The organism is Cognatishimia activa, assembly GCF_001458335.1.
GTDB classification, from domain to species: Bacteria; Pseudomonadota; Alphaproteobacteria; order Rhodobacterales; family Rhodobacteraceae; genus Cognatishimia; species Cognatishimia activa.
Window position 1 is genome coordinate 1,011,125 of sequence record NZ_CYTO01000024.1, and the last position, 12,076, is coordinate 1,023,200.

Consider the following 12,076-nt stretch of genomic DNA (forward strand, 5'->3'; position numbering starts at 1 on the left):
GCCACCGCAACCACATGCGGGCTATGGGGCAGCTCATCCCCAGTGATCAATGGCAGGTCCATGAAGAGCGGCGTCATTGGAATCGGCGTGTTGAAAGCAGGCAAAACGCCCTCCTCCAATTCAAGCGAACGCGGCTGATATACGCGCTCTGAGACCCGTGTCGCCTCACACTGGATGGCCTCAGCCGCTTCCATCCGGTCAATGCGATACGATTGCGGAGCACCATTCGCGTCCAGCAAAGACACCACATCCCCGACACGCGCAGCTAATTTGGACATTGGCAGCGCAAAGCGCACCGTATCCTGCGCCAGTCGAGATTCCGCCAACCACCGCTCTGCCACCTGCCGCGCTTCGCCACGTTCCATCACGATATTCAATTCACTTTGAGACACGGCCTCGCTCGGGTCGTCAGCAAAAACGCCTTCCTCGGCAAGCGTCTCATAATCCGCAAGCGCGCTGACTGCTTCAAGCCGCACGCGCCCAACGGTCTCAGCCTCAGCCTCCCGCATGCGCTCTGGGCCCACTGGCAGGTCCGCTGTCACCGCTAGCGTTTCTTCATCAAGCGCCAACACCGGCGCCTTGCCCCGCATCACAAAGGTCAAAACCCCCGCGCGTTCCACCACATCAAACCCATAGCGCAGCATCAAAGGCTGCAGGCTCCGTCGCAATTCACCAACCTCATGGGTTGCAAATCCACGCACCACACCGTGTAGCCCCGACACATCAAAAGCCCGCACCCCCGCACGTTCACAAATCTCACGTACCACCGACGCCAAACTGCGATGGCTTGCGCGCCCAGACAGCCAATGACCGCGCCGGAAATTATCCCCATCACTCCAAAGGTCGCTGTTACGCGGAAACCAAGGAAACGGCCGAGAGTCCCAAGCCCAGACAAAGGCACGTGACATATCAATCATCGGGCCACCATAAACCTCTGAAACTGGGTTGTTTGTCTCATCGCCCCAATAGCGGTACTGCGCCTTAAGATATTGATGTTGAATATATTCGTCCGGCTGACCATTCGAATAATGTGGCGCGGTACTTTCGGACGATTTCGGATCCAAAAACTTGTTGGGCTGATTGGTCCCCTTATCGATGGCCGCACAGCCCAATTCCGTGAACACAATGGGTTTAGACCGAGGCTCCCATTCCGTCGCCTCCTCCAAACGCACGCCGCCAACCCGCTCATGATGCGCATTCTCCCACCAATTCCGCACGTCCTTGTAACGATAGATCCAAGGCTCCCCATGTGCCCCATCCGTTATAGGCGTACGTATCTGCGCCTCTCGCGCCTCTTCAGAGTGGTAATACCAATCATAGCCCTCCCCGCCTTCAATATTGGCGCTCAGGTAATCCAGATCATAGATCGACCCAAAACCCGCATCCGCGTGTTCACTGCCGTCACGCCAATCTGAAAGAGGCATGTAATTGTCGATCCCAATGAAATCGATATCCTCATCGGCCCACAGCGCATCCAAATGAAAGTACCTGTCGCCACTGCCATCCTGTGGCTGATACCCAAAATACTCGCTCCAATCGGCGGCATAAGACAGCTTCACATCAGGGCCCAAAACCGAGCGAACCTCTTTCAGCAAATCGATCAATGCGTTCACCGCCACAAAGGCGCCACCCGCACCGCGGATCCAAGTCAGCCCGCGCATCTCAGAACCGATACAGAAGGACTCAACCCCGCCAGCCGCCTTACACAATGCCGCCTGATGCAAAATGAACCGGCGATACCGCCACTCATTGGGGCCTGAATACGTCACGTTGCCGTCGCTCACCGCAAAATCACTGGCAGCAGCCGTTCCAAAGAAGTCTGCAACTTCCGCATCAGCCACAGCCGTGCCGTCAGGGCTGCCCGCCTTCCCCGGCGCAACCAAAGGCGTCACGCGCCCCCGCCACGGCAAAACCGGCTGATCGTCCGCACCCGTCCACGGATCAGGCAACCCATTCTCATCCAACTGATCCATCAAAATGAATGGATAATACATCACCGCTTTGCCTTGGGCATGCATGTGCTCAATCGCCTGAATGACCGATTGATCGGTTGGCGTACCCCCATAGATGGGCCGTTCATCTTGCGTCGGCATCGCCTCGGCAGACCCACGCGTCAGCCCAGCCACTCGCCATGGCATCGAGCCTTCAAATTCATCCTTTTCAACCATGGGGCGGATCAGACACTCGCCACACCGCAGGTCATTACCAAACCAGCTAACGATCAAAGACGCTGCCTCACAGTTTGGCAGATCACCCTCCAAGACATTCAAAGCACTTACAAAATCCGCCTGCCCCGAAGGCGAGTTCACATTCGCCGCCCATTTCCGCCCTGGACCATTCTCATAATAGACCGGCTCCGTGGCCAAAGCGTATTCCCCGGTACCGGGGATCAAAGCAACCGCGCGCGTTGCCTGCGCCGGTTCAATATCCGCTTCAAACTGGGTCTTAGGAGAGGGTCGCGACACTTCAAAGGAAAACTGAGGGATACGGTTGCCGAACTGACCCAGCTCGAGATCTTCAAAGACCACATATGCGGTACCGCGATAGGCCGGGACAGTGCCGGCGCCTTCAACTGCCTCAATCTTTGGGTCCGGCAATTGCGTGTCATCCCCTGGATAAACTCGCATGGTCACATCCTGCATTGAAATCTCACGCCCATCCGCCCAAAGCCGCGTGACGCCCGAAATCTCGCCTTCACACAGCGCAATTGCCAGCGACACTGAATAGCTAAACTCAGTCCGTTTTGGTTGCGGCGGCGCGCCCTTGCCGCCGCCGGAGGTCGTTGCGGCTTCCTGAAACCGCGTCGCCCATATCACATGACCGGCAATGCGCATGCGACCATAGACTTGGCTGACGGCACGCCCCTCCGCGGATCCAGTGATGCGATAGCGATCAATACGCCCGGTCTCGACGGCCGCTCCTCCCGATCCCAAAATCCGCTGATCAATGGCACGGCCAGCCACGCCACCCACAAAGCGGCCAATCGCAACCGAGGACAGCCCGAAAACCGACCCCCCAATCGCCCCACCAATCGCAGCGCCCGCTGCGGAAAGCACCATAGTAGTCATGATCAGACCTCCTGAATTGGAAAGGCAAACCGCGCCACAATCCGGCGCGACCAGGGTTGGCTTAGAGGGTTCTCAATCACCGCATGGCCCGCAAATGCATGAATAAATTTGGGCTCAGCCCCGATGGCTGACTGAATGCCCAAATGCTTCGCCACGGCTCCATCACGCATGCGAAACAGCAAAATATCGCCGGGCTCGGCTTTTCTAAGATCCTTAGAAATCAAATGCCGCAAAGACGCCCTCCACAGCGCCTCATCTTGCGCGGTCTCAGACCAGTCCTGCGAATAGGCGGGGATCAACTCAGGTTCGCTCCCAACCACCTCTCGCCAAATCCCGCGGATCAGGCCAAGACAATCGCACCCAGCCCCTTTGACCGAAGCCTGATGTACATAAGGCGTCCCAATCCAAGAGCGCGCGCTCGCCACGACATCCGCCCTCATCGCAGGCTGCCGCCATCATTGACCCCATCCTTGCGCGGCACATGGGTGATCCAATCATCCCCGGGGATATCTGGAAACCCTCGGAAATTGAGCACATCATCAAACTTGAAGCGCGCAGTGGCAAAGGACCGGTCATGACCTGCAACCAAAACCATGCTGTCACCAATCGCGACTGGGACATCTATTGGGGTCCACAGCTCAACAACGCGCTGCCCATCAACCACCTGATCTGACTTAATAACCCCGCGCAGCCCCGACCCTTCGTGGATCAAATGCCCATGTGTGAACCAATCCGCATCAAACGCCACTGCCCCGTCCAGCTCAAACACCATGTTTTCCTGCACAGAAACCACCAACGCGGCGATGCGAAACGCTGGATCGGCCTCGTCCACAGCGCATCCATCCACCCCCCCCGGACAGCTTTTCTGATAAACGCGCCCAACCGGCTGATTAAGCGGTTCACTCAAGCCCCGAAGCTCCGCTCGAAAGGCCCCACCACTGCGGGTCACCTCACCAATCTGGCCCGCGAAAAGCACCAATCGCTGAGACACATCAGCCCAATTCACCAACCAACACGTGACCTCAGCGCCATCATATCGCCCGGCGGCAATGTCCTCTTCGGTAATCGCATCTGCGGACAAAGCCCCAAGCGTTTCGGTGTTATCCACCCCAAGCCCAGATCCCTGCTCCAGAGCAGCAGCGGTCAAACCGCTATCGGCCAGAAATCCCGTATTTTCAAAGGACAAGGCACAATCGTGATCCGTAAACCCAAACACCACCCCATCCTCGCGTGCTACACGCCAGCAACGCGCCAAGGTGGTCAGACCGCTCGCTAAATGCGCCGCGAATTCCTCCGATAAACTCATCACACACGCACCTCCACCACCGGCACGTTGGGCATATCGCCTGCCTGAAAGCTCGCCACGCTGGTCTGAATACGATCCGTGTCAAACCGAACCGGCACATCAAACTCAAACCCCGCTGTCACCTCTTCCCCCGGTGCAGGCGCTTGCACCAAAGTGATCTCACCACTTTCCAAATTGACCGTAAAATCAACCGCTTCGAGCTGCTCGGTGTCGGCAACCCCAACACGCACGGTCCCAGCGACAGGCTTAAAAATCGGCCTCTGATAAGACGCATCGCCCGAACGATACGTCTTGTGCAGCCGAAACACATGGGTCTCGCCATCCCCGGTCGCAATCACCTGATCCCGGTAATGCACATCGCCTGAAGCCTTCGCCGATTTAAAATCCGACCAATCCTTCCAACGAAATCCATAAAGCTGTCCACGCCGCGCCTCAAAAAACGCAATCAACGTCTCGATATCATCCAGCGAGCGCATCCCAACCCCCGCATCATACCGTCTTCGGGCATGCGCCCAGGGCGTGTTGCGCTCTTCAAATCCATTGGCGAGCGTCACAATATCTGTCCGCCGTTCTGGTCCGCCAATGGACCCAAAGCTCAGGTTCGCCGGAAATCTTATCTCATGAAAATTCATCGCCTCGATCCTCACAAATTTCGCTGGCCACGCGCCACGGCACGGCTCATCTGCGCCGCGATCTGCCCCTGAGAGCGACGGAACCCTTCCACATCAGATGTCTGGATGTTCATGACCACCTGCACAGGCCGCGCACCCCCGCCGCGCACGCCCAGCTTGCCGTCAGCGCCGCGCGCCAAAGGCATAATCGCCTCAGGCCCTGCCTCGCCCATCAAGCCCGTGCCCCCTCGCATGGGAAAAGCCGTCGCCTGGCTCACGATGCCACCATTGGCAAATGGCATGACACGTCCCTGGGCAAAACTCGCCCCATCCGCAAAGGGGCTCAAACCGCTAAACAACCCGCCAACCCCACGGGCAATCAACGACCCAAAATGATTGGTCACCGGCGTCACCGCCGCTTGATAGGCTGCATCCATCACGCTCTTGAACACGGTCCGCACCGCGTCACTCAGGCTTTCGCCATCCAAAACCAGCCCATCGACTGCTTTTTTCAGCCCCTTAGACAAGCCCTTCTCAAAAGTCTGAAAATCGCCGCCCGCCATTTGCAGGCTTTGACGCACCCGCTGTAGCTCGCCATCAAATGCCGCCAACATGTCGCTGGTCGCCACAGCGCTGTCGGCAACCCCTTCAAGGTGATCCTGCACATCCCCAAGGCTTTCAAAGTCAGTCATCTCTCTTTCCTTCCTGATCGGGATAGGCCGCCAGCAACTGATCCAATTGCCCCCGGCTCATGGGGGCAACGCCCTTGGATTGCCCCAACATCATCGCCAACTCTGCGGGCGTAAGCGCCCAAAATTCACAGGGTTTAAGCCGCAACCCATGCAACCCCGCCCGCATCAAAGCTGGCCAATCAAACCCCGCCATCAGGCGTGTCTCCCGGCACCACAAACGCCACCGCCAACAGCCGCGCCGCCATTTGTGCCGCCACCATCGGCCCGCCTTCAATCTCTGCCGCAGCCAGATCGCTCTCAGAGCCATCCCAGCCGCACGCCGCCAACCCCGCATGCAGCAAAGCAATCACATCAGAGGCCGAAAACGCCCCGCCCTCAAACCGCTCCACCAGCGCCACCAAAGACCCACTTTCAAGCCGCGCCTCCAAAGACGCCAAAGCCCCCAAAGTCAGCTTCGCCAACCGCCGCTCACCATTCACAACCAGCGCCACTTCACCTGCATGAGGATTGGCCATCGCTTAGTGCGCCACAAAGGTCAGAGCACCGGCAGAAGCCAAGGCCAACTCATAGGTCGCCTCGCCATTATGGGTCCCCGCATATTCCAAAGACGTCACCTGAAACGGGCCTTCGACCACTCCAAAATCGGGGATAATCACCTGAAATCCCGGCACTTCTCCGTCAAAGAACAATTGCCGCGCCCTCTCATCGGTGTCTTCGTCTTTGAAAACGCCAGAGCCCGAGATAGACGCCGACTTCACCCCGGCACCCCCAAGCAGCTCGCGCCAACCGCCCTGGCTTTCTAGCGAGGTCACATCCACGCTTTCCGCGTTAAAACTAATCCGAGTGGCGCGTAATCCTGCCAGCGTCACAAAGCTGCCGTCGCCCAAAATATCCACCTTGATCAACAGATCCTTACCGTTCTGTGCCGCCATCTGACCGGCCCCTTTCTGTTAGAAAATCAATCGTCCTGAACCCGCGCCCCAAAGCGCAGATCAATCCGGCGTAGGTTCGCCGCCTCTTCCCGGCTCGCCACCGCGCGTTCAAAGCGCAGAGCCACCAGCTGCCCCCGCGCAAGCGTCAAATCCGCATCTGTGAGCGCATCGCTCACCGCCACGGCCACAGCCTTTGCGCCCGCAAACCCGCTCACATCGGACACCACGGAGACCTCAAAGCGATGCAACGCCCCGCTGCCATCGCTATCCGAACGATCCAGCACGGTTTCCGCACCCAAACTCACGTAAGTCGAAGGGATCGTGCCATTAGGCACTTCGTCATAAATCGCGCTACCCACTAGATCGCTCACGCCCGTGTCGCTCAACAAATGCTGATACACCGCTGCCTGAAGGGCCACCGCCACGCCGTAACTCATGCCGCCACCTCTTCACGCGCCAAACAAGTTAGGTAGCGTCCAGCCACGTCCGGCTCGGTCACCGCCATAATCCGAAACACCCGCGCCCCTTCGCGAAACCGTTGCCCAGCAACCGGGCGCTTCATTGACCCCACCGGAGCACCCCGCACCGTCACTTTCACATCCAGCCGAGACACGCCCACATCTTCACGATCGCGCTCACCGCCGGACCTCGGCCGCACCTCCGCCCACAGCTGACCCAAAGCATCCCAGCTCTCCACAAAGCCACCTGCCCCGTCAGAGTTCCGCGTCACCGCTTCCAAAACCATCAATCGGTTGAGCATTGGTTGTCTCATCGCGCACCCTCCATTCCAATCCGAACCGGCCGATAGCGCGCAATCAGACTGCTGACCCCAAAGGGCATACAGCCCGTGTCCAGCGTCGTTTCATTGCGATATTCATAATAATGCGCCGCCAACATCATGACGGCCTGCTGTAGATCCGCAGGCACGCCCGACCATTGCGCCGCAAAGCCCACGCTGGCCACAATCTCGACTTGACCGCCCAACACCGGCGCAGGCAAACAGGCTCCCGTCGCCCGCAGCATCGGAAAATGCGCATCCATCTCAAGGCGATAGCTTGACGCTGCCACTTCACTGGGCACGCCCTCGCCATCCAACAACCGCACCGCTTCCACGGCCCTCACCGGCGCCAGAGGCAAAACCTCGCTCTGCTGGTTGCGCCATTCATGCAACCGCCAGGTCACAACCCGCGCAATCAAAACCTTACTGCAGCGCACCTCCACCGCAGCCAGGGCCGCCCGCAAAAAACTCTCCAGAACCACATCCTGCAGACTGTCTTCCGCAAACCCTGTACCCAGTCGCAAATGCGCCCGGAACTCCGCCATGGGCAAGGCCGATACCGGCAATTCTGTTTGATCCATCACATACATGGAGTTCCCCTAAACCTATCGCTCCCCTCACTCTCCCCATCGTTCTGGGGCGCGCACCACGCGTCACTCAGTGGGAGGGGAGCAGCCAGAAACGCGTCTGGCGCACGCCCCGGTGAGACAGCCGCGCCATCTCACCACTCGCGATGCACCCTTAGGACACCGCGAAGCGCAGCAGCTTGATCGCAGCGAAATCGCTCACGTCACCGCCCACCCGTTTGGTGGCGTAAAACAGCACATGAGGTTTCGCAGAGAACGGATCACGCAGCACCCGCAGGTCCGGGCGTTCCGCAATGGTGTAGCCTGCCGCAAAGTCGCCAAAGGCAATGGCATCAGCCCCGCTGGCAATATCCGGCATATCCTCGGCAATCAGCACCGGATAGCCAAGCAAACGCGCAGGCTCACCCGCCGCCAACCCATCAGACCAAAGGAAACGGCCGTCTGCGTCCTTCAGCTTGCGCACAGCCCCCGCAGTCTTTGAATTCATCACGAAGGACCCATTGGCGCGATATTCCGCCCCCACCGCATAGACCAGATCAATCAGCGCATCGCCGCCGTTGAACGCCGCATCCATGCCCGTGGCCACATAACCAATATTGCCCCAGGACCAGCTGTCATTCGCGACCGCCGTGTGGCTCAAAATGCCCACCGGCTTGTCGATCCCATCCCCGGTAATGAACGCCGCCGCTTCCGCACGGGCAAACTTGTCCGCAATGCGTTTGGCCAGCCAGCCTTCCACATCAAAGGCGCTGTCATCCAACAGACGCTGCGACGCTTTCGGCAAAGCCGACAGCTCATGCAAAGGAATGGCAATCCGCTCAATCGTTGGCGTGCCGGTCTCCGACGTGGCAGATGTTTCATCCGCCCAGCCAGCCCCCATTTCAGAGCTATCAATCAGCACGTCATAAGACGTCGCTTCCACATTCACCACATTCGCAATCGCCCGAATAGACGCGGTAGACGCAAGCACAGAGTTGATCTCCTCCGACGTCACCGGATCGACCAAATACCCGCCATCGCTATTGATGACCGAGGACAGCGCCTTCTCTTCCAACTCCAGCCCACGCAGCCCATCATCATCACCGGTGCGCAGATAGGCCGCCATCGCCTTCTTATGCGGAGCCTCATAATCCGTGCGCTCCAAAATCGGGCGCGCCGCCATCATCGTCTTTTGATCCAACTTGTTCATTCGCTCGTCCTGCTGTTGCAATTTCTTCTCAACTTCACCGCGAAAGCCTTTGAAATCAGAAGCAAACCCTGCCACTGCGGCCTTCACACCCTCCACCGGAGACACATCTTCTCCGTTCCGGGCCATCAGCCCGGTTCCCGTCTTGGTCATTCTTGTCCCTTTCGACGTTAGCGGCGCTTAGTCCCGCGCCATCTGAAGGCGTGCATCCTCAAAAACACCCGCCAAAGCGCGCAACATGTTAGCGTCAGGATCTTCCTGTTTCGCCGTCACCCGCGCGGTGGGAAGCATCGGAAAGGTGACCAATGACACCTCCCAAAGCTCCAATTCGTGGAGGACCCGCTGGCCCTTCTCATTCTTCACAGCGCGCACCGTGCGATAGCCAATCGACAACCCATCAATCGCCCCCGCCGCAATCAATGCCGCCGCTTCCCGGCCTTTCGTGACCGTGTCCAGCAAACGACCCTTTACGTACAAACCGCGTTCATCCTCACGCACCTCATCCCAAATCCCGATGGGCTGGCTTGGGTCATGCTGCCAAAGCATTTTCACCGACCGCCCCGCCGCCGCGAGCTCCTTGAGGGACGCCGCATAAGCACCTTTCTCAACAACATCGCCACCCTGATCAGACGCACCAAACAACGAGGCATAGCCTTCAATCACATTGCCCGCGTCAACCGTCAGACCATCCCCGAACCGGGCAAATTTCCGTTCCAATTCCATATCCATGCCTCTCACAATCCGGCCTCAATCAACGACTGAAACGCCTGCGCCAAGATCACTCCAACCACGCCATAAACCGTCAACCACAACCGCTTCTCCAGCCGTTCAATCATCGCCTCAATGCGATCTAACCGTTTGTTCAGGCTTTCAAATTGCAGCTTCGCCACCCGTTCATGGGCCTCCAGCCGCAACGCCGGCGCACAATCAAAAGCTTCGAACCCATATCGATCCCCTTCAGCCATCGGCGCCCTCCATCACCGGAGGCAGCCCCAGCATCCGCCGCTTCTCAGCAGCCGTCAGAAAATCCGCGCCTTGAACGCGCTGCCACTGATGATCCCGCTCAGCGCTCAACGCAGGCACCTGATCCAGATCCGGTTTCAGCCTCAAAACCTCGCCAGAAAATCCACTCAACCAATCCGCCAAGCGCCCCGCCACCCGGCTCACCAATGGCAAAACCGTCAGCCGGAAAAACGCCCGATGCGCTTCTTGATAATTCGCGTAAGTCGCATCCCCTGGAATGCCCAACAACATCGGCGGCACCCCAAAGGCCAAGGCAATCTCCCGCGCCGCCGATTCTTTGGTCTTCTGGAACTCCATATCGGACGGCGAAAACCCCATGGGTTTCCAATCCAAACCACCTTCCAACAGCATTGGCCGCCCCGCATTGCGCGCGCCCTGATGGTGGGTCTCCATCTCAGACACCAAGCGATCATATTGATCTGAGGCCAAGCTCCCTTGCCCATCTGCCGACTTATAAACAATCGCGCCCGAAGGCCGTGCCGCATTGTCCAGCAAGGCTTTAGACCAGCGAGACGCGCTATTATGCACATCAATCGCCATGGCCGCCGCTTGCATGGGCGAAAACCCATAGTGATCGTCCTGCGGATGGAAGTTTCGCAGATGACAAATCTGCGGATGCCCTGAAACGTCAAACCGATGCTTGCGCCCACCCACCGCATATTCATAACCAGCAGGCCAACCATCAGCGCCGGGAACAACCCGCATGCGGTCCGAACGCAGCACATGCAGCTCAGTCGGCAAACCGACCTCGCCCACAGCCTCCACATAGCCATCGCCTGACAGCATCAACTGCGCCACCAAGGCTTCCACAAACTCCGCCTGCCCCTGCGCCAGGTTCGGATGGGACAACAGCGACAAAACCGGGTGCGTCTCAAACCGCGTCTCGGCATTCTCAAGCACCAAAGGCACCGCCGCCGCCGCCTCTGCAATCAACTTCACACATCGAAACCCAACCGGGTTCCCCGCATAGCCTGTCTTGGTCAATGATACCGTATCCCGAGGAGACCAAGCCACCCGGCCCGACGACTGATAGGCCACCACAGGCGCGGTCGCGCTGGCTTTTTGTTCCGGCGCTTTGCCATCGCCGCGTTTTAAAAACTCAAACACCATCCGCCTCGCCTTCATGTGTATCGCTTCGTTGAAAACCAATCTGCCAAGAACCTGTTAAACCCCTGACAAATGGCCGTTCTCACCGGATGCAACACCTCATAAAGATCTCACAGAAGGCCGCGCCCAACCCTGCGATGGCTCCAACATCAAATCCGTCAATGCCCAGACCAGAGCATCCACCCGATCGGGCGAGCCATCCCCTTCAAAGCCTTGTCGTCCCATCAGGCACATCTGGTCTTCTAGTTCGCCAAGCCCACGCACATGATGCACACGGCCCTGCTCATAAAGTGCCGCCACCGGCTCTGCGCGCACCACCTTTCCGCGTTTCGCCCGCACCGCCCGATAGGCCATCAAAGGATCGATCTGCCGCACAACACTCTCCACTAGGTCGCCGCCCTGATTGACCTCTGCCACCAACCGATCCGCCTCCCAGCGCCGCGCCGCATCACAGGCCGCCTCAGCCCAGCCCTGCGGCGACAAACCCTGCACCGATGCATCCTCCAGCACGAAAGCGCGCCACTCCTGCGGAGGCCCCTCCAGCACCGCCCCAACAACAACGATCCCGCAGGCATCAGACTGCGCCGTTCCCGTCACCGGCGGATCAACCGCCACGACAATCCGGTCCAAATCCGGCACGCGCGACACCTCAGCCGCATCCACCAAAGACCGCGTCCACAACGCGCCCTCAATATCTGCCATCAACACGCCTTCCAGCTCCTGCCGCCCCAACCGCGTGCCCTTGTAGTGAATAGCCCCTAGAATTGTAGACGCCTTCTGCCCTAA

At 58.8% G+C, this 12,076-nt stretch carries 16 protein-coding genes; all 16 read right to left on the reverse strand.

The window, feature by feature from the left end; all coding sequences use genetic code 11:
* Positions 1-3,068: baseplate multidomain protein megatron (locus tag TA5113_RS16070; protein ID WP_258953936.1), on the reverse strand; the 3,068-nt coding region annotated here is incomplete at its 3' end.
* Between the two features lie 2 nt (positions 3,069-3,070).
* Positions 3,071-3,508 (reverse strand): NlpC/P60 family protein, encoded by a 438-nt coding sequence (locus TA5113_RS16075; protein ID WP_058315862.1) that lies wholly within the window; start codon positions 3,506-3,508, stop codon positions 3,071-3,073.
* A complete protein-coding gene (locus TA5113_RS16080; protein WP_058315861.1) occupies positions 3,505-4,374 on the reverse strand; it encodes a phage/gene transfer agent baseplate hub protein in 870 nt (289 codons plus the stop codon). The genes TA5113_RS16075 and TA5113_RS16080 overlap by 4 nt, the downstream gene beginning before the upstream one ends.
* A complete protein-coding gene (locus tag TA5113_RS16085) occupies positions 4,374-5,006 on the reverse strand; it encodes a DUF2460 domain-containing protein (protein ID WP_058315860.1) in 633 nt (210 codons plus the stop codon). The genes TA5113_RS16080 and TA5113_RS16085 overlap by 1 nt, the downstream gene beginning before the upstream one ends.
* Before the next feature lie 11 nt (positions 5,007-5,017).
* Entirely contained in the window at positions 5,018-5,677 is a 660-nt protein-coding gene (locus tag TA5113_RS16090; RefSeq protein WP_058315859.1) for an RcGTA-type gene transfer agent tail tape measure protein, read from the reverse strand.
* Positions 5,670-5,870: a rcc01693 family protein gene (locus TA5113_RS16095; RefSeq protein WP_058315858.1), complete on the reverse strand. Its 201-nt coding sequence runs from the start codon at positions 5,868-5,870 to the stop codon at positions 5,670-5,672. The genes TA5113_RS16090 and TA5113_RS16095 overlap by 8 nt, the downstream gene beginning before the upstream one ends.
* A complete protein-coding gene (locus tag TA5113_RS16100; protein WP_058315857.1) occupies positions 5,857-6,192 on the reverse strand; it encodes a gene transfer agent family protein in 336 nt (111 codons plus the stop codon). The genes TA5113_RS16095 and TA5113_RS16100 overlap by 14 nt, the downstream gene beginning before the upstream one ends.
* A gap of 3 nt (positions 6,193-6,195) precedes the next feature.
* Positions 6,196-6,609: a phage major tail protein, TP901-1 family gene (locus TA5113_RS16105; protein WP_058315856.1), complete on the reverse strand. Its 414-nt coding sequence runs from the start codon at positions 6,607-6,609 to the stop codon at positions 6,196-6,198.
* A gap of 26 nt (positions 6,610-6,635) precedes the next feature.
* Positions 6,636-7,046, reverse strand: a complete 411-nt coding sequence (locus TA5113_RS16110) for a DUF3168 domain-containing protein (protein WP_058315855.1) — start codon at positions 7,044-7,046, stop codon at positions 6,636-6,638.
* A complete protein-coding gene (locus tag TA5113_RS16115) occupies positions 7,043-7,381 on the reverse strand; it encodes a head-tail adaptor protein (RefSeq protein WP_058315854.1) in 339 nt (112 codons plus the stop codon). Before TA5113_RS16115 ends, TA5113_RS16110 begins: the two co-directional genes overlap by 4 nt.
* The gene (locus TA5113_RS16120) at positions 7,378-7,977 is read right to left on the reverse strand and encodes a head-tail connector protein (RefSeq protein ID WP_058315853.1); all 600 of its coding nucleotides are present in this window, start codon (positions 7,975-7,977) and stop codon (positions 7,378-7,380) included. Before TA5113_RS16120 ends, TA5113_RS16115 begins: the two co-directional genes overlap by 4 nt.
* A gap of 151 nt (positions 7,978-8,128) precedes the next feature.
* Positions 8,129-9,313, reverse strand: coding sequence for a phage major capsid protein (locus TA5113_RS16125; protein ID WP_082625930.1), 1,185 nt, complete (start codon positions 9,311-9,313; stop codon positions 8,129-8,131).
* 27 nt (positions 9,314-9,340) lie between these two features.
* Positions 9,341-9,883: an HK97 family phage prohead protease gene (locus tag TA5113_RS16130; RefSeq protein ID WP_181949479.1), complete on the reverse strand. Its 543-nt coding sequence runs from the start codon at positions 9,881-9,883 to the stop codon at positions 9,341-9,343.
* An 11-nt stretch (positions 9,884-9,894) separates the two neighbouring features.
* Positions 9,895-10,125 (reverse strand): GTA head formation protein, RCAP_rcc01685 family, encoded by a 231-nt coding sequence (locus TA5113_RS16135; protein WP_058315850.1) that lies wholly within the window; start codon positions 10,123-10,125, stop codon positions 9,895-9,897.
* Positions 10,118-11,293 (reverse strand): phage portal protein, encoded by a 1,176-nt coding sequence (locus TA5113_RS16140; protein ID WP_058315849.1) that lies wholly within the window; start codon positions 11,291-11,293, stop codon positions 10,118-10,120. Before TA5113_RS16140 ends, TA5113_RS16135 begins: the two co-directional genes overlap by 8 nt.
* Before the next feature lie 96 nt (positions 11,294-11,389).
* On the reverse strand, positions 11,390-12,076 hold a 687-nt coding region (locus tag TA5113_RS16145; protein ID WP_165589432.1), incomplete at its 5' end, for a phage terminase large subunit family protein.